Source organism: Enterococcus sp. AZ101, assembly GCF_050499005.1.
Lineage (GTDB): Bacteria > Bacillota > Bacilli > Lactobacillales > Enterococcaceae > Enterococcus_L > Enterococcus_L ureilyticus.
The window spans coordinates 1,520,052-1,541,962 of record NZ_JBMHEZ010000001.1; the positions used below are offsets into that span (position 1 = coordinate 1,520,052).

Sequence of the window (21,911 nt, forward strand, 5' to 3'; positions counted from 1 at the left end):
GAGAAATGAGGGAATTTATGAATTTACAAGAGGCATTGAAACAGGTAAGACAACAGCAGTTTGCTTCTGTCTATTTAATTCAAGGAACAGAGAGTTATTTGGGCGAGTTATTTAAGACAGAATTGATGGATCAATTAATCAAAACAGAAGATGATCAGTTCAATTATTCTTCTTTTGATATGGAGGAGGTTCCCCTATCTATAGCCATAGAGGAAGCTGAGACGATTCCTTTTTTTGGAGACTATCGCTTGGTATTTATAGAAAATCCTTATTTTTTAACGGCGGAAAGAAGAACGAACGGACTTGATCATGATATCGAGAGTTTGCTTAAGTATTTGGAACAGCCTTCACCAACAACTATCTTAGTTTTTATTGCAAATGTCGAAAAATTAGACGAACGTAAAAAAATAACGAAAGCAATCAAAAAACAGGCAGAAGTCATTGATGTAAATCCCATGGGAGAGCGTGAAGTAAGGCAGTATGTAGAACAAACAATTCAAAGTGAGGGGTATGAAATACGACCTGAAGCATTTGATTTATTAGTACAGCTGACAGATCTAAATCTTTCAAAAATAATGGGTGAATTGCAAAAGTTATTTTTATATGCTTCTGAAAATAAAATAATTTCTTTATATGGAGTCAAAGAACTCGTACCAAAATCTTTAGAACATAATGTCTTTGATTTAACAAACGAGGTCTTATCTGGATCTAGTGAGAAAGCAATTCAATTGTATGAAGATCTACTTCTTCAGGGGGAAGAGACCATTAAATTAAATGCTATTTTATTAAATCAAATCCGCCTATTTTTACAAACAAAAATCTTAGCTAAATTAGGGTATCAACAAGCAAATATTGCGGAAACCTTAAAAATTCACCCTTATCGTATTAAACTTGCTTTACAGCAAGTGCGACGCTTTGAGTTAGATCGTCTACAAGCAATTTATGACGAATTAGTAGAAAATGATTTTAGAATGAAAACAGGTCAGATGGACAAAGAGTTGCTCTTTGAATTGTTTATTCTCAAATTATCTGGGCAAGTGACTCGCTAAAATAGGAGGATTTATTATGAATGAATCGAAGAAAATCATTGAAATATTTTTCAGAGAGGTTCGATCAGGGAGCAATCTTTAAGTGGTGTATGATCTTATGCGTGTACAGGTTATTGCACATCAAGTTCAATCGGAAAATGAGTATATCATAACAAAATCTCCTCAAGATTATATTGAACATGTAAAGGATATACTTGAACTTTATGGACAATTTGGATTAGAAATGCAAGAAATTCTGGCTGACGATCAAAAGGTTTACGTTAGATGGGGACAGACAGGTCAAACAAGTAAAAACGAAACAATCATTCAATCAGCTAGTGCGGTTTATCTAATTGAGTAGCAGTAGTTTAAACGAGTCAAACGAAATTTTGACCTGTTTTAATTTATAGAAATGTGACTGAAACAAAAGTGCGCACCATTGTGAATTTCGGCTTTAAAGGACTGGATGATAAAATGCTAAGCTTTATAATTCAGTCTTTTTTTAATAAAAAAGAAGTTAACACGAATGTTAACTTCTACAAATCATTATTTTGCTAATTTTTTGCTTAAACGAGATTTGTCACGGCCTGCTTTGTTTTTATGGATTAATCCTTTTGTTTCAGCCATATCAACAGCTTTGATAGCTTCTGTATATAACGCATCAACATTGTCAGCACCAGCAGCTACAGCATCTTCAAATTTCTTGATAGCTGTACGCATAGCATTTTTTTGAGATGAATTTTGAGCATTCTTATTAGCGTTAGTACGTACACGTTTAATTGCAGATTCAATATTTGGCATTTCTTTCACCTCCGATAAATTAAGGTCTTACACAGGAAAATCCATATGTAATTCAACACTAATCATTATACCTAATCCAAACAGGCATTGCAATAAAAGATGACAAGTTTTTTTCCTTAACAGTGAAATTACGGTTTTCTTTATGTGAAAAACTTTAATGACTTTAAGTTTGATCAGAAAACTAGATACTTTTTATAAAAAATATGCTATCATAGCAGGGGAAAAATGAAATGGTGGTGTCAATGTGAATATTGCTTTAATTATAACGGTCACTCTTGTTATGGGCGTTATTTTTGTCAATGGCTGGACAGATGCGCCAAATGCAATTGCAACCGCTGTCTCGACACGGGTTTTAAAACCAAATGTTGCGATCTGGATGGCTGTTGTCATGAATTTTTTTGGTGCGTTGGTGATGACATACTTTAATGCACAAGTTGCTGAAACAATTAGTAATATCGTGAGCTTTGATGCGCATGGAAATGCATTGCAAGTAGCGTTAGCCGCTGCATTATTTTCGATCGTAGTTTGGTCTGTTGCAGCGTGGTATTTTGGAATTCCAACAAGTGAGAGTCATGCATTGATCGCTGGTCTGACGGGATCAGCAATGGCTTTAGGAGGACTTGGAGCTGTCAATGGAACTGAATGGGCCAAAGTATTAGTTGGACTAGTGGTTTCTACGGTAATGGGATTTGGTGGAGGATTTCTTGTTACGAAGCTAATTGTAATCCTTTTCAGAGGTGTAGCTAGAAGAACTGCTAATAAAGTATTTACCTATGGTCAAGCGTTCGGTGCGGCGGCTAATGCCTTCTTACATGGTGCTCAAGATGGTCAAAAATTTATGGGAGTCTTTATGTTAGGGCTTTATTATAATAATCTAGCAGAAAAGTCAGGTTCAGGCTTTATTATTCCAATTTGGGTCATGGTCTTGTGTTCAGTCACAATGGGATTTGGTACGTCAGTGGGCGGCATGAGGATTATTAAATCAGTTGGAATGGATATGGTGAAATTGGAACTTTATCAAGGATTTGCGGCGGATTTAAGTACAGCAGTCTGTTTGTTTGCAGCATCTATTTTTGGAATTCCTGTATCTACCACACATACAAAGACAACTGCAATTATGGGGGTCGGTGCCTCGAAACGTGTATCTAGTGTCGATTGGCGCATTGTAAAAGAGATGCTGATTGCTTGGATTTTGACTTTTCCAGGTTGTGGGATCATTGCCTTTGTTATGGCGAAACTATTTATGGCGGTATTTTAAGGAGAGAATAAGATGGCTAGAAAAAAGCAATTCGATTATTTTGGTGAATTAGAACGTTTGGCAATGAACGCACATCAAGCGGCAGAGCTTTTAGAAATGATTGCAATGGATTATTCACTTGAAAAATTAGAGGAAGAAGCTGAAAAAATTCACGTATTGGAAAAAGAAGGAGATCAATTGTTCAAAAAATTCTAAGTGAATTATATATTTCGTTTATTACACCGATTGATAGAGAAGATATTGTTGAAATAACACAACGCTTAGATGATGTCTTGGATACAATCAACAGTATTGCCTATTTGTTAAGTAGCTTAGTTGTGAAAGAATTAAATGATAACGCCATGGTATTTATTACTTACGGAGTAGAGGCAACGGCGGGTGTTTTAACTGCTACAAAAGAATTTGCAAAATTTAAGAATTCCAAAACACTGCATACAATGATTAATGAGGTAAGTGAGATTGAGGGAAAAGCGGATAAATTATATAGTGAATCTCTTAAAGAATTATTCACTAACGAGCAAAATCCAGTTGAGGTTATTCGCTGGAAAAATGTCTATGATCAATTAGAAGAATTATTAAATGCAAGTGAATCTGTAGTCAATGTAATTGGTGGACTAGTCATTAAAAATAGTTAACCAAGAGTTATTAATCATAGAATGATGATAATTCGAGGTAAAAGTTTCGACATCCCTACAGGTATATCGTTTGGAGGAATAGAATGCGCGATCAAAATATAGAGGCAATCAAAAACTATACAAAGGCAATTATGCTAAAAGACCAAACGGGACATGGCATGGATCATATCAATAGAGTGGTCCGCTTAGCAAATAAAATTGCTGATACAGAACAATGTGATCACTTTGTTGTTATCGCGGCGGCTTATCTTCATGATACAGTGGATGATAAATTAGTTTCTGATCCAGAAGATGCTTATAAACAACTAAGTGAGTTTTTGGCTAGTCTTACCATTTCTGTTAGTGTAGTTGAACGAATCATTCATATAGTGGAAAACATTTCTTTTAGTCAAACACTGACAGGAACAAGAGAAAAGCTTAGCATTGAAGGCCAAATTGTACAAGATGCTGATCGTTTAGATGCTATGGGAGCCATTGGCATTACTCGAACAATCTATTATGGCGGCCATAAAGGAAATCCTATCTATGATCCAAAAATTTTACCTAGAACACTTCAATCAAAAAGTGAATATCGAAAAGATAGCACGGTCATCAACCATTTTTACGAGAAGATCATACGGCTAAATACAGGACTAAATACAAATTACGCAAAAAAAATTGGGCAAAAACGCCAAGTATTTTTAGAAGAATTTTTAAAAGAGTTTATGAAAGAGTGGAATGAGTAAAAAAAAGACTGCAGCCAAAAGATTATGGGTGAAGTGAGACCCAATAGTTAGACCATAACCCGACCGAAGAAATTTGGTCGGGTTTTTATGCGGTCATCCGTTTGCGATATTGAACGGGACTGCAGCCGAGCCTTGTTTTGATTCGGTGATGATTATAGTAATTAATCCACTCTTTAATTGCCCTCTTCAACCTTTTAAAGCTTGTATAAATCACACCATAATAAATTTCTTGCTTTAATAGACCAAAGAAGCTTTCCATCGGTGAATTGTCAAGACAATTCCCTTTTCGGGACATGCTCTGGAATATTTTTTTCTCCGCTAAAGGCTTTCTATAACCATTCATCTGGTAAGCCCAGCCTTGGTCAGAATGGAAAGTCCGACGATAGGGGCAGTCCGCGGTTTGTTCTATGGCTTCTTTTTGAGCATCAAGAACGGCCTTTGCATTTGGTTTTTCTGATATTCGATAGGACAGAATTTCCCCGTTAAACAGATCTAGGAATGGGTCTAAATACAGCTTCTTGATGACAGGTTTTCCGTTCGTATCTTGTTCATAATACTTAAATTCAGAAGTATCAGTTGTAATCTTTTGATGAGGAACCGAGGTAACAAATCGTCTGTGAATCCGATTCTTTGCCACTCGTCCAACAGTCCCTTTGTAGGAATTGTACTTACGTGATTTGCGTGTAAACTTTACGCTCTTCAGCCCAAGCTTACGCATGATTCGACGGATTTTCTTTTGATTTACCTTTACTCCCTGTTCGTTCAGGGCGATTTGAATCCGACGATACCCATAGTTCCCATCGTTTTCTTCGAAGATTTCTTGAATGGTTTCCTCTAGCTTGGCATCTGGATTCCCACGATTCAATCGCTTTTGCCAATACATGTATGTCGCTTTAGGAAATTTTGTCGCTTCAAGAAGAATCGTTAATCGGAACTCCTTTCGGAGTTCGTGGATGATTCGTGCATCTCGTTCTTGAGTCGATCTGGGATATTCATCCCTAAAGCTCGGAGCTTTTTTACGAAGGCCAGTTCTGCACGAAGCAGTTCATTTTCTCGTTCCAGTTCTTGTTCACGCGTTAACGGCCTTTTTGGTATTTGTTTCTTCTTTTTCTTAGTCATTGAAGGCCTTCCTTTCAGTTTCGGTAAGAGACCTTCAATGCCTTCACGCAGAAATAGTTGGTGCCAATGTTGGAGTAGATTTCCAGATGGCAATCCATATTTCAATGCGACATTAAGGTAAGAGTCACCGCTAGTCAAATAATAGTGTATGACATCTTGCTTGAATTGGGAAGAATAAGTTTGTTTATTTTTACGTCGGTTTAAGGCATTAAAGTCCAATTTTTCTACAATCTTTACCCATTTTCTTACTGTTGAATCAGCTGGAATACCGTATCGGCGAGCTAGATCCACATACCCACCTTCTCCCCTCTGATACGCTTCAACTACTGATTTTTTAAAGTCATAATCATATTTAGCCACTATAAAAAGCCCCCTAAGTTAGATTTTCTGGTCTAACTTAGGGGGCTCACTTCATGGGCTGCAGTCTTTTTTATTATTGGACAAAGTCTGCTGTTTGCGAAGAATATTTGTTTTCAGACATAGTTGTTTTTTCAAGAGGAATCGTTTTTAGCATCCGCAATCCGTTTAAGATAACAAGAATTGTGCTTCCTTCATGACCGATAACACCCAGTGGCAAATTGATGATTTGAAAGAAGTTTGATAGAATCAAGAATAGGATGACACTAGAAGAAAACAGAATATTTTGCGTGACGATTCGTTTTAATTTTTTAGAAAGAAGATGACTCATTTGTAGCTTTTCTAGGTCATTCTGTATTAAGATTATATCAGCTACATCCATCGCTATATCTGTCCCTTCACCCATTGCAACGCCAATAGCTGCATTAGCAAGAGCGGGTGCGTCATTGATCCCGTCACCGATCATTCCGTTGACACCATAAGTTTCTTTTTGATGCTTGATGATTGTTGTTTTGTCTTGTGGCAAACAATCAGCATGAACTTCATCAATTTCAAGTTGTGATGCTACAGCAAGGGCAGTTTTTTCATGATCGCCAGTAATCATTGTAGTATGAATCCCAGATCGTTTAAAATAAGCAATCACCTTATATGCTTCAGGTTTAGGAATGTCCAAAAGTCCAAAATAAGCGACGATTTCTTGTTCTTGAAATAGATAAACAACCGTTTTTCCTGCATTTTGTAACCGAGCAACTTCGTTTTCCAATTCCTTTTTTTCGCCTATTTGTGTGTTGAAGGTATTTTTCCCCACCCGCCACGTTATTGAGTCAATCGTGGTTTCCATTCCAAATCCAGTGATATTCTTTACTTCTATCTGATCATAGAGTGTAGTTGTCTCATTGTCGAATCTGGTTATTATTGCCTGAGCTAAGGGATGTGTGGATTGTCTTTCCATTGCTAAAAGGACATTTAAACCTTCCTGTTTATTTTTTAAAAAGACACTATCCGTAACAACTGGAATACCACGAGTTAAAGTTCCAGTCTTGTCAAAAGCGATTGCTTTTAAAGAAGCTAAATTTTCTAAGTAAATTCCGCCTTTAAATAACACACCATTTCTTGCCCCATTGGAAATTGCTGCCAATGTAGCGGGAGTTGCAGAAGCGACTAATGCGCAAGGAGATGCAACGACCAACAATACCATTCCTCTATAAAAGCTTTCATTCCAAGACCAATCTAAAAATAGATAAGGAATTAAAATCATCATAGGAATTGCAATCAAAACGATTTTTACATAGGTATTTTCTAGTTTTTCGATAAAACTTGCGGTCTGTGAAGGGGTATTTTGTGCTTCATCCACTAAACGAATGATTTTTGAAAATAGCGTATTTTCGCTCGTAGTATTCACTGTCATTGTAATTGCTTCGCCTAGATTGATTGTTCCGCCAAACAAGGGATCATTAATTGATTTTTCAGTTGGGATAGACTCACCAGTGACCGCAGCCTCATCTATCGTTGAACAACCTCTGGTCAAAATACCATCAATGGGAATGCGTGCTCCTTTAGGAACAAGCAGTAAATCACCGATTTTTAATTGTTTCACAGGCGTTTCAGTTGTTTTACCTAGCTCATTTAATAGCAAAGCCATTTCAGGTTGTAGATTCATTAGACTGGAGATTTCTTTTTTACTTTTATTTGTCGTATATTCTTCTAATGCACCACTAAGACAAAAGATAAACGTCAACATAGCTCCTTCAAACCAATTACCAATAATGCAGGCACCGATAGCAGCTAAGGCCATAAGTAAATCAACATTGAGACGTTTATTTTCAAGAGTTTCTAGTAGACCTGCTTTGGTTTGTTTAAACCCGCCAAAAATGATAGCTACTATAAAACTAATAGGGTAAAAAATTGTACCTGATTTTTCTAAAATAAATCCAATCACCATAAATATTAGACAAAGTATGGTGGCTAGTAGTGCTTTTTTTTCTTCTGAAATTTTCATTTTATCACTCCTCAAATAGAGCATAGCATAAATAAATCTTAAATGATAATGGAAATGTCTAAATGAGAACGATAGTAATTATCAATTGGCATTAATGTTATTAAATAAGCTTTCATGTTTTTTTGAAAGTATATTTATTCTAATTAGTAATGATAATCATTATCATTGGAAATAGAAATAAGCCAACAACTGGACTACACGAAGAATAAAAAAAGAACCGATAAAATCGGTTCTAAATAAACTATGAAAATAACCAATAACTAATCAGTAAAACACCCAGTACAATTCGATACCATCCAAATGCAGTAAAATCGTTTCGTTTTAAATAGTTTAGTAAGAACTTGATTACAATGATCGAAACAACGAAAGCGACAATCGAACCGACTAATAAAATAAACGTTTCGGTGAACCCAAATGAATTACCTTTCATAATAAACTTACCTATTTTCAGAAAGCTTGCACCGAACATGACAGGAATGCCAAGGAAAAATGAAAATTCTGTTGCAACAAAGCGAGAGGCACCAATAATGATTGCACCCAAAATGGTTGCGCCAGAACGGGAAGTTCCTGGAATCAATGAGAGTACTTGGAAAAAACCAACGATAGCAGCAGCTTTATAAGTAAAATTACGTAAATCTGTACATTTTGGTATGTGATTTCGATTACGTTTTTCAATCACAACAAAAGCAATCCCATAAACAATCAACATCAAAGAGACTGTAAAAAAGTTGTGGAATTTTGCCTCCAACCAGTCATCTAACGGTATCCCAATGATCGCAGCCGGTGCGCAGGCAACAACAACTTTTGACCAAAGAATCCAAGTATCCTTTTTTTCAGTCGCATCTTTTTGTGGTGAAAAGGGGTTCAGCTTATGAAAATAGAGCACAACAACTGCCATAATCGCACCAAGTTGGATCACCACATTGAACATTTCCATGAAATCTTTGCTGAGATTCATTTTAATAAATTCATCCACTAAAATTAAATGCCCTGTACTGCTGATTGGTAGCCATTCAGTTATTCCCTCGATAATCCCTAGAATAATTGCTTTCCATAAATTTGATAAAAGCATAGGTTCAATCCTTTCTAGAATAAAATAATAAATCACTAATAGTATACCGTTTCATATAAAAAAAACCAACTAACTTTTCATCAGTGTTAGAAAAATTTAGTTACAATGAATTCTTTGTTGTAATTATTCTGAGAATTTTCTATACTATTATTATTCATAAAAATTGGAGGAGAAAAGAAATGTTTGGATTTTTAAAAAAGAAAGAAACAATTCAATTAAATGAAACGCTTTATGCTGTGGCAACTGGGAAGCTAATTCCTATTAGTGAAGTCAATGATCCCGTTTTTTCTCAAAAAATGATGGGAGATGGATTTGCCGTAATTCCTGAGACAGGTGATATTTATTCACCTATTGTTGGAGAAGTCTTAAGTGTTTTTCAAACAAAACATGCAGTTGGGATGAAAATGGCAAATGGGTTAGAAATTTTGCTTCATATGGGGATTGATACAGTCGAACTTAATGGAGAGCCTTTTAATATAAAAGTAAGCGAAGGAGCCAAAGTGACTCAAGAAACTTTAATTGCGGAAGTTGATTTGGAAGCAATAACGTCAGCTGATAAAGCAATCGATATGGTTGTTGTGATTACGAATATGGATGCGGTGAAAAGCTTTGAACTTACTAAGATAGGTAATGTCAGTGCAGGAGATGAAATTGGTATTGCTAACGCCTAATTAGGACGAAATCAGGTGACGTCCCATTCTGTTCAAGTGAAGTTGTAACTTTAAAAAAGGAAATTCTTGCCAATGATTCCATCGACTATCTGGATTTAAAAAGTGTGAGAGATAACTTCAACGGTTATTTCTTACCTTTTTTCTTTTTATGACAGCATACTTGAAATCATGTTTCAAATATACTATTTGAGCTTAGAAGAGAAGGAGTTTATATCTTAGCGACCCAATGTTCAGTGATCAAGATAAAGCTTATAGCCGCAATCACATAATCGAGCTGTTCAGATCGTAAAAAACGATTTAAACTAGACTATTGTTCAACCATTCAAAAAACATCTAGAAGAAAACAGCTACGTTCTCTTCTAGATGCTTCTTTTGAGTTTAATGAGCGGAAGCAATACCACGTCCATTGTCAATAAAATGAGTATCGTTGACTATATCAATAGTGAATGACCCATTTTCATAGGTGAGTTTAGTTACGCTACCATTTTCCAGTCCAATTTGCATTGGTAAACGATTATCGATCAGTGATAGTAAAAACGAAATCGTCAAGCCATGAGAAACGATCATGACATTACCACCCCCATTTTTTTCTCGGTGATGAGCAATGTCTTCAAAGCCACTCCAAACACGTTCACGAATTTTGTCATAAGGTTCAGCCCAATTTGCAGTATCTGCCGCAATAATCGCATCTGCTAAGTCTTTATAACTTATTCTGTTGGTCATCATATCTTCATAATCTTTAAATGCTAGAATTCTAGGAACAACTCCCCACAATTCACCATCATAACCACCATCTAAAGAGCCAAAACACCACTCGCGGATACGACTGTCGGTTCCGTATGGAATGGCAGCACCATTTTCATGTTCTTGCAAAATGATCCTTGCAGTTTGCATGGCACGGCCACTGTCACTGGAATATGCTTCTTGGAATACCGTATCTTTTAAACCTAACCCCAAATAGCGAATGATTTCTTCGCCTTCTTTTGTTAAAGGGGTATCGGACCAACCTTGTGTTCTGCCAATTGTATTGAACATCGTTTTTCCATGGCGAATGATATATAGTGTTGTCGGTTTCATAATTTTTCCTCCTAAATCTCAAGGCTGAGAAATTCTATCAGCCTTTAAGCATGATAGTATAAATAGAACAAGGATTCCTTCTTTTCAACTTGCTTTTTTACCATCTTAAATAATTTAAGTTCGTTGATAATAGTCTGAATTTAGTTAAAAAAAGGATTTGTCTTTTTCTCATGCTCGATGGTTGTAGCATCTCCATGGCCAGGGTAGGCTGGAAATTCATCGGGTAAAGTAAAAAGATACGTAGTGATACTGTGGAGAAGCTGTTGCATATCACCAGTATGAAGATCGGTACGGCCGATACTTCCTTTAAACAACGCATCGCCTGTGACAACAAAGTCGTCAAAAATAAAGCTTACACTTCCTATCGAATGCCCAGGAGTTGGAACAACGGAAAAACGAATACCGCCTAAATCATAATCAATCAATTCAAATTCTACGTCGGCGGGCTGCACAATGATATCCGCAATATCATCATGCCGACCTAAACCAGATAAATTCAAAATTGGGTTAGATAACCAGTCCTGTTCAAGTGGGCTGACATATACAGGAATCGAATAGTGATGACGTAGTTCTTCAACTGCACCAATATGATCATAATGAGTATGCGTCAGTAAAATAGCGACAGGTGTAGTGTCGGTTTTCTCGATCATTTCCGTAATCTTTTTTGCTTCAGCACCAGGATCAATAATCAAAAGGCTTGTTTCATTGTAAATTAAGTAACAATTTTCCTGGATTGTACCAGTTGGGATACGTTCGATTTTTAACAAAATAATTTGCCTCCTAGTAAATAAGATTCTTCTCTAAGTATAACCTAATTTAGAGTAGAATCAAAAGGTGGAGTTAGTTAAAATTACGGATGTTTTACTTTTATTTTCCTATCACTCATAATAAAGAGAGATTCTCAGTAAGAATCGATCTGAAAAGGAGTTGGTCATAAATGAAAAAAATCAATCAGTTTTTAGAGCAGATCCCAGCCTTGCTTGCTAGCAAAATCTCCATTTTTATTTATCTATTTCTTTTTTTCTATCTTGTAGTCTTTGCCGTGCTGACAATGTGGCTTCCGTCATTAAAAAATGTTCAGCCATCTGCGAATGTACAATTAATCTTAGGAAATTATACCAATGTTTTAAGTGCTCTAGGTGCATCTTTAGCGGCAGGAAGCGGGACACTGATTCACCATAGCCTATCAACTTTGCATAAAAAACATGATACAATGCATGAAGAGATGCAAAAAACGATTGCGGAACTTCATGCAAAAATCGATCGTTTAGACCAGTCAAGTCAGGGAAAGGATTAAGATTCAAAAGATGACGATTTTAACAGATGAAAACATTGAGTGGCATGAATATCAAAAAAAGCTGCTTGCTAGAATACCAAAATATAAAGAGAACCTATCTATCCATCTAGTAGCTCCACCAGGCTCTGGTAAAACGTATTTAGGGATAGAAATAGTTCGACAATTAAATAGGAAAACGTTGATATTAGTTCCGTCTTTAGTATTAAAGCAACAATGGACAGATACGATTCAGACAGCTTTTTTGAAAAATAAGTCTGATAGAATTCAGATATCCACTTCAATCGAGTCAATAAAAGAAATTACGATTGAAACATACCAAACCGTGTACAGTCGGCTAGCTGACGATATAGGTTTTTTGGAAAGAAAAAAAATTGACGTGTTAGTACTGGATGAAGCACATCATTTAAAGAAAAGCTGGGGTGAATTTTTACTAAAGTTAAAGGCATCAGTACCGCAACTACTGACTGTTTCACTAACCGCAACACCTCCGTATGATGCAAATGTGCAGGAATGGCAACAATACCAATTGTTAAACGGTCCAATCGATGAAGAAATCACGATTCCTGAGTTGATTAAAGAGCAAGTGCTAGCGCCTCATCAGGATTACCTCTATCTAGTTTCTGCTCCTAGTGAGATTACTAATTGTTATGAAAATTTTTTGCAAAAGCAAGCGAACGTGGTCGAAGCAATTGTAGCCAGTGTAGAAATAGCAGATTATTTATTAGCACAAGCCTTTATACAAGATCCAAAAAATCAAGCAGCCTTTATTTATCAATCCTTTGAGGTTTATTTAAGTGCGCTATTATTTTTGCAATTACATGGCTATCAATTGACCGAGGAACATTGGTTGTTGCTTGGGCTAACGAAAGCACAAGGCGAAAAAATTTCATTTCCAACGTTTGAAAAACAGCATATGAGTGATTTGTTAGTTTACTTATATGATAAAGCCCCTAATTTACTAATTTTTAATTACTTAGAAACACAAGGCTGGGTAGCTCAAAATCAATTACAATTATTTCCAGATTTTTCTGAAAATATACTAAATCAAGCGCCAATTGAAAAGAAGACTGCGATTTCTCAGATTTTACTTTGTGAGTATGAGAAATTAGGCAGAGAGCTATCAGGATTGGTCTTAACAGATTTTATAAAAAAAGAGGTCCTATTAGGAAAGAATGGTGAATTGGAGTATGGATTGATTCCTATCTTTGATAGTTTAATGCCGTTTTTTAAAGAAGAAATAGCAATGGGAGTGATTTGTGGTGAATTTTTGATTATTCCTAAAACATTGCAAGAGCATTTTTTACCAATTTCTATCAAAATAGACGAACACCCTTATTTCTCTGGGTATGCTATTGTTTACCCAAATGAGAAAAAACAGTCGGAAGCTTTGACTATTTTAACTCAATTAGTGAATGAAAAAACAATTCAATTATTAATTGGAACAAGCAGTTTGCTTGGTGAAGGGTGGAATTGTCCTGCGATAAACACTGTGGTATTAGCCAATCACTCTGCTTCCTTTGTTCAAACGCAACAACTAAGAGGGCGGGGATTGCGAATCAATGAAGAAGGAAAGACAACCAATATTTGGCATTTGGCGGTTGTGATTCCAAGAGTTGATTATTCAAAGCAAGTTAATGTCAATCGAATTATACAGCGAATGAGTTATGTCTGTGGATTGACTTTTGAAACAGATCCAAGCATTGAAAGTGGTATCGAACGTTTCGATTTGTTAAGTGTTTATTCAGGGAAAGAGATAGCGGTATACAATCAAGAAATGCTTTATTGGAGCGGGCAACGTAGCCAACTCGCAGCATTTTGGCAACAAGCACTTAAAAAAGGCAGTCATTTAACTATGCCGCTAATTGTTCGGAAAGAATCGCGGCTTGGTCCAATTGAAGGCTGGAATTTCGTGGTGAAAGCTGAAGTAGCACCAAATTCTATTAAACGAAAACGAAATCCATGGATTGTCGCTTCGATTTTTACTACTGCTAGTCTAGTCGTTGCATACTTCAATTTAACTTTAGGCAGTATGTTACTAGGACTTGATGGAGCAGCACTTTTATTTACATTAAATCAGAAGAAGGTTTCTAAAGCATATAGTAAGTATAATAGAAAAAAAGCCTGGCAAAAAGAAATAAAACATGTTCGTCAATTAGCATTTAGTATTACAGAGACAATGATAAAACTTAATATGGTTGCTTCAGATGCGTTGGACCGATTAAGTATGGCAGTATCAGAAAAGGAATGTAGTTGTTATCTAGCACAAGCGAGTTACCAAGAGGAACGGTTATTTTATACTGCAATGGCGGAAGCACTTTCTGAAATAAAAAATCCACGCTATTTTATCTATACCCAAAAAGCTGGCTTTTTTAGTGTTCCAGAAGTCTTTGCTAAAAACAAAAAGTCAGCGTTATTATATCAAAAAGCGATCGAAGATTATTTTTCCGTTCGAGGTGATTTGATTTATTCTAGAACTCTGAACGGAAGAAAACAGTTTGTACAGGCAAAAATTTCTGAGGTGAAATTATCAAAAGAAGCCAGCCAAAACAAAATTATCCAAAAGAGCATTTGGCAATAGGAAATTAATATACGGTTTATTTAAACGCAACCCCTTGAACAGAAAGGTAAAATCTTTTTGGTTAAGGGGTTCTTTCGAATAAAGTTCGTGTTTTGATTTATTTCGGAATGTTTTTTTATTTTATTTAATAAAAATATAGATTAAATACGAATTATTATATATAATGTCCTTGAGTTGTTATGAAAGGAGTCGTTATTTTGTTTAAATTTGTTGTAAAAGGAACTGGTTTTTCAAGTGTAGATCCAAAAAATGTTGAAATCTTTGAAGAGGCTCTATTTTGTATCTCAGAGTCCGGAACAATCGCTAAAGTGATTTTACCAGAGGACGAAGAATACCAATCAACGATCCAAGCTTATTCTATGAAGAATCAATTTCAAAATCTTAAAAAAGGACAATTCATTTTGCCTGGTTTTATTGATCTTCATATTCATGCACCGCAGTGGGCGCAAGCAGGAACGGCATTAGATTTGCCTTTGTATGAGTGGCTTAATACCTATACATTTCCACTAGAAGCAAAATTTTCTGACTTGGTATTTGCGGAGCAAGTCTATTCAGATTTAGTTTCGCAATTAATAAAAAATGGCACAACGACCGCTATGTATTTTGCTACAGTTCATCGGCAAGCAAGCCGAAGATTAGCTGAAATATGTAGTGAAAAAGGCCAAAGAGGTTTAGTAGGAAAAGTTGTAATGGACGATCCTGAACAAAATCCTGAATATTATCGTGATGAGTCCCCGAGCACAGCGCTTGCAGAAACAGAGTTATTCATTCAAGAAATAATTGAATTAAATAAACGGACACCACAAGGCGTGTATCCGGTTGTGACACCTCGCTTTATTCCAAGTTGTACAGACGCTTCATTAAAAGGCTTGGGCGCGTTAGCCGCGAAATATGACATCCATATCCAATCTCATTGTAGTGAAAGTGATTGGGCACACGATTTTGTTCGGAAACGATTTGGTAAAAATGATGCTTTTGCCTTAGATGATTTTGGTTTGATGACCGAAAAATCTGTTATGGCTCATTGTGGTTTTCTATCAGATCAAGATATGAAATTATTTGCCGAAACAGGGACAGCAGTGGCGCATTGCCCTATTTCGAACGCCTACTTTGGTAATGCAGTCACGCCAATTGCTAAACTGTTAAATCAATATCAAGTAGAAATAGGATTAGGCAGTGACATTTCTGGTGGCTTCTCTCCAAGCTTGTTTGACAATATCAAGCAAGCTGTCATGTCATCAAGAATGTTGGAAGATGGCGTCGATAAAGAATGTTGCAGCGAAAAACGTGGTGTATCAAACTCTAGAATCAGCTTAAATGAGGCCTTTTATCTCGCCACAGCCGGTGGCGGTCAAGCGCTGAGTTTACCCATTGGCAGATTAGCGGTTGATTACGCTTGGGATGTCCAAATTATTGATAGTAGTGAACTTCCTATTTTTTCAAAAGAAGAACCGTTAATGGCTATTTTTCAAAAACTCCTCTATTTATCACGACCTGATAATATTGTTGAAGTCTGGGTTCAAGGAAGAAAAGTCCATGATAAATCTATGAAAGAATTAGAGGTGCAAATGTAAAATGTCTAATACTCAAGCGGAAAAATCAAAATTAACAGTAGGTCCAAATGATGATTTATCAAATGCGCAGTCTCTTTTTTTAGGCATTCAACATGTCTTAGCGATGGATGTTTATGTCGTTCCATTTATTATTGCTTCAATTATTGGCTTGACGACGAAGGAATCCTCAGTCTTGATTCAATCAACTTTTATAGCAGCAGGTATTGCAACAATCATTCAATCTTATTTTTGTATGAAGCTACCTGTGGCACAAGGTCCGTCATTTATTCCGATTGGTGCAATTGCCGGTATTTATTTTGCGAATAATCAAAGCGGCAATGGCTGGTCGACAGTTCTAGGCGCCAGTTTGATTGGTGCAATCTTGGTTATTATTTTAGGGGTAACGGGTATTTTTAACCGGTTGATCAAAGCTTTTGTGCCTCCTGTTGTTGGAGGTACGATTATTTTTATTGTTGGTTTATCACTAATGCCAGTTGCATTGAATGACAATATCTTTTCAGCTTCAGGCGATTTAGGACAAAATATTTTATTAGCAATGATCGCAGCATCATCCCTTGTATTATTCGCGATGATCGGTTCACGTTTTCCAGGAAAAGGTCGGATTTTTCGAATTTCATCGGTTATTCTAGCGTTAGTTATTGGGTGTTTAGCAGCACAATTTATGGGGATTCTTGATTTATCTCAAGTTAGTAATGCTTCTTTAATCAGTGTTCCGCAATTACCGTTTGTGAATGTTCATTTTTCATTTGATTGGTCGTCTATTTTAACGATGATGATTATCTATGTTGTATTAATGGCAGAGACAACAGGGACTTGGTTTGCAGTCAGTAATGTCTGTGAAACACCATTGACCGATGATAATATTAATAAAGGTGTTGTCGGAGAAGGAATCGGTTGTCTTATTTCGTCTATGCTAGGGACAACACCGGTCACTGGCTATTCAACAAATGCTGGCATCATTTCCATTACTGGAGTTGCTAGTAAAAAAGTATTTGTAGCCGCTGGTGCTTGGTTTATCGTTTTTGGTTTGTCAGGGAAATTATCAACATTGATCTCTTCTATTCCAGCTCCCGTAATTGGTGGTGTCTTTGTTATCGTTTGCGGCATTATCTCAATCAGCGGCATCAAAGTAATGAAAGAGGTAGAAATCAGTGAAAAGGAAATGTATGTGATTGCGATTCCGATGATTTTAACATTAGCTCTAACCTTGATTCCGAAAGAGTTTATTCAATCATTACCTCAATTTATGCAGTATCTATTCAGTTCATCTGTTGCAACCGCATCAATTGCGGCCATACTATTGAATCGCTTGCTTCCTAGCGAGAAAGTGAATGAAAATGAATACAGTATAAAAAATAAAAAAAAGATTTCTTGTTGAAAACACGAACTATTAACAATAATTAGCTGTTTTTTCGTTATTTACCTTTGACTTTTCTAAATGAATAGTGTAAATTAGCATAGGTGTTCGAAAATACGAACTATTTTTTATTTAATGTTCGTTTTTTGCGTGTTTTAATAGAAATTAGTAGGAGGCAATAAAGTATGAAAGTTTTTGATTACGAAGATGTCCAGTTGATTCCCAATAAATGTATCGTGAACAGTCGTTCTGAATGTGATACGGTCGTGAAATTAGGGAAGCATACCTTTAAAATGCCAGTCGTACCAGCAAATATGCAGACGATTATTGATGAAGACATTGCGGAGTTTTTAGCAAAAAATGAGTATTTTTACATCATGCATCGTTTTGATGAAAAGGCTAGAATCCCCTTTATTGAAAAGATGAATGCCAAAGGATTGATCACATCTATCAGTGTAGGCGTAAAAGAAGCCGAGTATGGATTTGTAGAAGAGCTGGCAGAGCGCAATCTAGTACCAGATTATGTAACAATCGATATTGCACATGGCCATTCTAATGCTGTGATTAATATGATTCAGCATTTAAAACAACTGTTACCAGACACCTTTGTTATTGCTGGAAATGTTGGGACACCTGAAGCTGTCCGTGAATTAGAAAATGCTGGAGCAGATGCGACAAAAGTCGGCATCGGCCCGGGTAAAGTATGTATTACGAAAATAAAAACTGGTTTTGGAACAGGCGGTTGGCAACTAGCAGCGCTGCGTTGGTGTGCTAAAGCCGCTAGAAAACCAATTATTGCAGACGGTGGGATTCGAACACCAGGAGATGTAGCTAAATCAGTTCGTTTTGGTGCCACAATGGTGATGATCGGTTCATTATTTGCAGGACATGAAGAATCGCCTGGTGAAACAAAAGTAGAAAATGGCATTGTCTATAAAGAATACTTTGGAAGTGCCTCAGAATTTCAAAAAGGTGAAAAGAAAAACGTCGAAGGAAAGAAAATTTGGATTCAGCATAAAGGTAGCTTAGCGGATACACTAGTTGAAATGCAGCAGGATTTACAATCTTCGATTTCTTATGCAGGCGGTCGCGATCTTGAAGCGATTCGCAAAGTTGATTATGTGATTGTTAAGAATTCTATATTTAATGGTGATACAATTTAATTGTAAAAAGGAAGCTGGGATAGAAGTGTAGTAACTCTGAGAAATAAGAGGGAATTTACTAAAATGACAAGAAACATGAAATTTCTACTATCGATGTTGAATGATTTCTAATTGATGCTCTCCAAATTTTTGTGACCAAGTAGGTACTGTGCAACATCAACTCATTCGTTGTTGTGTTATGCAACAATTTCAACTTGTTTCCAAATAAGTTGCTTTTGCTTCCACTGTTTATTCGGATCCCTTGAGTCTGAGATATAACTCTACGAGTTATATCTCAGACTTTTTTTATTTCGATTTTTACTTTACCTGTCGTGGTAATCATGGTATGATAATTACAACGATAGACGTAGTACGTTAGATGGAGTAATCGGAGGTGTTTTAATGATCGGTAGTGATGCAATAAGAGGCTACAATGATACGTTCATTTTATCTGTATTACAAGAAGGGGATTCTTATGGGTATGCAATTTCCAAACGAATCACAGAGATTTCTGAAAATAATTATTCAATTAAAGAAACAACATTATACTCAGCCTTTAATCGTTTAGAAAAAAATGGGTTTATCGAATCATTTCCTGGTCAGATTACTCATGGAAAAAAAAGAACTTATTATAAAATAACAGCTTCTGGCGATTCTTATTTGAAAGAAAAAATAGCAGAATGGACACTTACGAAAAAAGTTGTTGAACGTTTTATCAAGGAGGAAAGATAATGAAAACCATCAAAAATTATATCGATAGTTTATTTTTAGGGGTAACTGAAACGAATCAAACAAAACAATTGAAAGAAGATTTATTAGCAAGTGCAGAAGATCGATACGAAGATTTAAAAAGCCAAGGGAAATCTGAAAATGAAGCCATTGGTGGAGTGATTTCAGAGTTTGGATCTATCGATGAGTTAGTCGATGAAATGAATATAAAACAAGAATTTATCGATGAAAAAGGAGTTGAAATAGATGCGATTAAGGTAGATGAGGCAGTTGCTTTTCTTAATAAACGCCGAAAAGGAGCTACTCAAATAGGGTTAGGTGTTATGGCAATTATGATAGGTGTTGCACTTTTTTTTGCAACAATGGGTTTTTATGGTGAAAATATAGGTGGGATATTTGGATTACCATTCGTATTGTTGGGGGCGGCGATTGGTGTACCACTCTTTATTATTGCTGGAACAAGTATGTCGAATGAAAATAAAAAACTCAACGACAGATTTATTTTAATAGAAGTGAAAAATGAGATGAAAAAAAGAAAAGAACTTTTTCAGCGATCGTTTGTCTTTTGTATTGTTACTGGAGTGGCATTGTGTATTCTTTCAGTGATTCCTCTGATTGTGTTTTCAGAATTATATCGTTCAGAAGCATCCGAAGTGTTTAGTATCGCTTTTTTATTAGCAGTAGTGTCTTTGGGGGTTTTCTTCTTCATTTTTGGTGGTGTTATTATGGGAAGTTTCACCAAAATGATCGATCAGACTTATTTTATTTCTGATGAAGATGAGCCTGGTCCTAGAGCAAAAGCTGAGCGTGATAGTAAGAGACCAGCTTGGTTCCAAGCGCTTGAAAAGATTTATTGGCCAATCGTTGTGGCAATCTTTTTAGTCCAAGGATTTATCTTAGGAAATTGGGGAACAAACTGGACGATTTTTCCTATAGCAGGAATCGTCTTTTGGATACTAGAAAGTATCTTTAGCAAAGATGAATAAAAAAAGCTCCGCTTATTTTGGAAAATAACCAAGATGAGCGGAGTTTCTTTAATCAAAAGTTAAAATGATTGCTTTGAAAAAATAATAGTCATTGCTTTTTTTAGTGGAAAATAAACTAGTGTCACAATGATAATAGTTGTAACAACATTAATCAGAGTTGCTGGTAATTTAGATAGAGCACTTGCAAAAGCTACGTTAAAGTCAGCGCCCGCAAGCAGACCCATGACAGTATTCTTTAATTGAGTCATCACTATTTTAGCAATACCAGTTGCGATAGCGACCACTACAACTTTCCAAATAGTATCAATATTTTGACGGAAAAACAAAATCGCTAAGGCTGCCGCTCCACCAACAATAAAGCTTTCCAAAATAAAGTAAGGAGCCTCAGCAGCAAATCCGTTTAAGACATCAAAAATTGCAAACCCCAACCCTCCAGCTAAAGCGCCTTTTTTGTAACCAATCAAAAGTACGGCTAATAATAAAACTGAATTCCCTAAATGAGCAAAAGCGCCAGTCGGCATTGGAATTTTAATCATTGTACCTAAAACAGTTAAAGCTGCAAATAGTCCAATGAAAACAATTGAATTTGTTGAACTTTTCTGATTCATTGAATCACTCCTTATTTATTGTTCATTCGACTCTCAGCGTGATTATAAGCACCATGCCAAACATGACCGAGAAATGGATTGATTTTTTGACCGTTTTTAATAGCGGCTGATACAAATTGCTTAGCGAGAGCAACAGCTTCAACGACTGAATAGCCTTTAGCGAGACCAGCAGTTACAGCTGCTGCGAAAGTACATCCTGCCCCATGATTATAATCAGTTGAAAACAACTCATCTTCAAAAATGGTAAATTTATTTCCATCATAAAAAAGATCGATTGCTTTATCTGCTTTTAAGCGGTGGCCACCTTTGATCACGACATTTTTAGGGCCTAAATCTATGATTTTTTTTGCAGCTTCCTTCATTTGATTCACAGAAGTTAAATCTCCAAGGCCTGATAGAATCCCAGCCTCGACTAAGTTAGGTGTTGTAATTGTCGCTTTCGGTAAAAGTAAACGAGTCATTGCAGCGACATTTTCAGGCTGCAGGAGTTCACTGGTTCCTTTACAAGCCATTACGGGATCGATCACAATGTTGTTCATGGCAAACTTGTCAATATAAGCTCTTGTAATTTCAATCGCCTCGATAGTACCAAGCATACCTGTTTTCATCGCATCAAGCGCGCCACCGGCAAAAATGGTTTTCAATTGTTTTTCTACTAATTCAGCCGCAATTGGAGTAACCAAATGACTCCAACCCTCATCAGGATCCATCGTCACGATACTAGTCAAAGCAGAAAACCCAAAAGTGCCATATTCTTCAAAAGTTTTTAAATCAGCTTGAATCCCCGCACCCCCACTTGAATCAGAACCTGCAACTGTCAATACTTTTTTAATCATTGTCCAACCTCTATTCAAAAATATTTTGATATCTGTATTGTAAAACAAACATCAGTTGACAA

General features: G+C 36.2%; 20 protein-coding genes and 1 pseudogene. 13 read left to right on the top strand and 8 right to left on the bottom strand.

The genetic code is table 11. The annotated features are described in order from the left end of the window. Positions 1 to 17 precede the first annotated feature (17 nt). Together holA and IGJ50_RS07235 are read left to right on the top strand one after the other, a co-directional pair. Entirely contained in the window at positions 18 to 1,049 is a 1,032-nt protein-coding gene (gene holA, locus IGJ50_RS07230; protein WP_429949665.1) for a DNA polymerase III subunit delta, read from the top strand. A gap of 82 nt (positions 1,050 to 1,131) precedes the next feature. Beyond that, positions 1,132 to 1,389, top strand: a complete 258-nt coding sequence (locus IGJ50_RS07235) for a hypothetical protein (RefSeq protein ID WP_429949667.1) — start codon at positions 1,132 to 1,134, stop codon at positions 1,387 to 1,389. Positions 1,390 to 1,574: 185 nt separating this feature from the next. On the opposite strand, the gene rpsT is transcribed toward IGJ50_RS07235, so the two are convergent. Further along, complete coding sequence (rpsT, locus tag IGJ50_RS07240; protein WP_010764753.1) at positions 1,575 to 1,829, bottom strand: 30S ribosomal protein S20; 255 nt, start codon at positions 1,827 to 1,829, stop codon at positions 1,575 to 1,577. Between the two features lie 280 nt (positions 1,830 to 2,109). Between rpsT and IGJ50_RS07245 the strand changes: the two genes are divergently transcribed. The 3 genes and pseudogenes from IGJ50_RS07245 to IGJ50_RS07255 all read left to right on the top strand — a co-directional run bounded on the left by IGJ50_RS07245 (position 2,110) and on the right by IGJ50_RS07255 (position 4,447). Then, positions 2,110 to 3,087: an inorganic phosphate transporter gene (locus IGJ50_RS07245; RefSeq protein ID WP_429950051.1), complete on the top strand. Its 978-nt coding sequence runs from the start codon at positions 2,110 to 2,112 to the stop codon at positions 3,085 to 3,087. Between the two features lie 12 nt (positions 3,088 to 3,099). Continuing rightward, positions 3,100 to 3,722 (top strand): annotated as a pseudogene (locus IGJ50_RS07250) (DUF47 domain-containing protein). Positions 3,723 to 3,805: 83 nt separating this feature from the next. Next, positions 3,806 to 4,447, top strand: a complete 642-nt coding sequence (locus IGJ50_RS07255) for an HD domain-containing protein (protein WP_429949669.1) — start codon at positions 3,806 to 3,808, stop codon at positions 4,445 to 4,447. 85 nt (positions 4,448 to 4,532) lie between these two features. Here IGJ50_RS07255 and IGJ50_RS07260 read toward each other — a convergent pair. The 3 genes from IGJ50_RS07260 to IGJ50_RS07270 form a co-directional block, all read right to left on the bottom strand. Further along, positions 4,533 to 5,926 (bottom strand): IS3 family transposase gene (locus IGJ50_RS07260; protein ID WP_429949671.1). Its coding sequence is split into 2 segments (ribosomal slippage): positions 4,533 to 5,386 and positions 5,386 to 5,926, totalling 1,395 coding nucleotides; the frame shifts between segments, so codons are not numbered across the junction. 73 nt (positions 5,927 to 5,999) lie between these two features. After that, a complete protein-coding gene (locus tag IGJ50_RS07265; RefSeq protein ID WP_429949673.1) occupies positions 6,000 to 7,922 on the bottom strand; it encodes a heavy metal translocating P-type ATPase in 1,923 nt (640 codons plus the stop codon). A gap of 241 nt (positions 7,923 to 8,163) precedes the next feature. Next, positions 8,164 to 8,994, bottom strand: coding sequence for an undecaprenyl-diphosphate phosphatase (locus IGJ50_RS07270; RefSeq protein WP_429949674.1), 831 nt, complete (start codon positions 8,992 to 8,994; stop codon positions 8,164 to 8,166). Between the two features lie 179 nt (positions 8,995 to 9,173). Here IGJ50_RS07270 and IGJ50_RS07275 point away from each other — a divergent pair, with 179 nt between their 5' ends. Continuing rightward, positions 9,174 to 9,665, top strand: coding sequence for a PTS sugar transporter subunit IIA (locus IGJ50_RS07275; RefSeq protein WP_429949676.1), 492 nt, complete (start codon positions 9,174 to 9,176; stop codon positions 9,663 to 9,665). Between the two features lie 378 nt (positions 9,666 to 10,043). Here IGJ50_RS07275 and IGJ50_RS07280 read toward each other — a convergent pair whose 3' ends face one another. After that, positions 10,044 to 10,745 (bottom strand): histidine phosphatase family protein, encoded by a 702-nt coding sequence (locus IGJ50_RS07280; protein WP_429950053.1) that lies wholly within the window; start codon positions 10,743 to 10,745, stop codon positions 10,044 to 10,046. Positions 10,746 to 10,882: 137 nt separating this feature from the next. Then, a complete protein-coding gene (locus IGJ50_RS07285) occupies positions 10,883 to 11,509 on the bottom strand; it encodes an MBL fold metallo-hydrolase (RefSeq protein WP_340689702.1) in 627 nt (208 codons plus the stop codon). A gap of 170 nt (positions 11,510 to 11,679) precedes the next feature. Between IGJ50_RS07285 and IGJ50_RS07290 the strand changes: the two genes are divergently transcribed. The 7 genes from IGJ50_RS07290 to IGJ50_RS07320 all read left to right on the top strand — a co-directional run bounded on the left by IGJ50_RS07290 (position 11,680) and on the right by IGJ50_RS07320 (position 20,405). Further along, positions 11,680 to 12,039 (top strand): hypothetical protein, encoded by a 360-nt coding sequence (locus tag IGJ50_RS07290; RefSeq protein ID WP_069640792.1) that lies wholly within the window; start codon positions 11,680 to 11,682, stop codon positions 12,037 to 12,039. Between the two features lie 10 nt (positions 12,040 to 12,049). Continuing rightward, the gene (locus tag IGJ50_RS07295; RefSeq protein WP_429949678.1) at positions 12,050 to 14,617 is read left to right on the top strand and encodes a DEAD/DEAH box helicase family protein; all 2,568 of its coding nucleotides are present in this window, start codon (positions 12,050 to 12,052) and stop codon (positions 14,615 to 14,617) included. A 197-nt stretch (positions 14,618 to 14,814) separates the two neighbouring features. Continuing rightward, positions 14,815 to 16,191, top strand: coding sequence for a guanine deaminase (gene guaD, locus IGJ50_RS07300; RefSeq protein WP_429949679.1), 1,377 nt, complete (start codon positions 14,815 to 14,817; stop codon positions 16,189 to 16,191). A gap of 1 nt (position 16,192) precedes the next feature. Beyond that, positions 16,193 to 17,569, top strand: a complete 1,377-nt coding sequence (locus IGJ50_RS07305; RefSeq protein ID WP_429949681.1) for a uracil-xanthine permease family protein — start codon at positions 16,193 to 16,195, stop codon at positions 17,567 to 17,569. Positions 17,570 to 17,733: 164 nt separating this feature from the next. Further along, positions 17,734 to 18,711 (top strand): GMP reductase, encoded by a 978-nt coding sequence (guaC, locus tag IGJ50_RS07310; protein ID WP_069640788.1) that lies wholly within the window; start codon positions 17,734 to 17,736, stop codon positions 18,709 to 18,711. Between the two features lie 381 nt (positions 18,712 to 19,092). Beyond that, positions 19,093 to 19,422 (top strand): PadR family transcriptional regulator, encoded by a 330-nt coding sequence (locus IGJ50_RS07315; RefSeq protein WP_069640787.1) that lies wholly within the window; start codon positions 19,093 to 19,095, stop codon positions 19,420 to 19,422. Beyond that, complete coding sequence (locus tag IGJ50_RS07320; protein WP_207121625.1) at positions 19,422 to 20,405, top strand: permease prefix domain 1-containing protein; 984 nt, start codon at positions 19,422 to 19,424, stop codon at positions 20,403 to 20,405. The genes IGJ50_RS07315 and IGJ50_RS07320 overlap by 1 nt, the downstream gene beginning before the upstream one ends. A 59-nt stretch (positions 20,406 to 20,464) precedes the next feature. On the opposite strand, the gene IGJ50_RS07325 is transcribed toward IGJ50_RS07320, so the two are convergent. Together IGJ50_RS07325 and thiD are read right to left on the bottom strand one after the other, a co-directional pair. Further along, positions 20,465 to 21,013, bottom strand: coding sequence for an ECF transporter S component (locus IGJ50_RS07325; RefSeq protein WP_069640785.1), 549 nt, complete (start codon positions 21,011 to 21,013; stop codon positions 20,465 to 20,467). 11 nt (positions 21,014 to 21,024) lie between these two features. Beyond that, positions 21,025 to 21,849: a bifunctional hydroxymethylpyrimidine kinase/phosphomethylpyrimidine kinase gene (gene thiD, locus IGJ50_RS07330; protein WP_429949684.1), complete on the bottom strand. Its 825-nt coding sequence runs from the start codon at positions 21,847 to 21,849 to the stop codon at positions 21,025 to 21,027. Between the last annotated feature and the right edge of the window lie 62 nt (positions 21,850 to 21,911).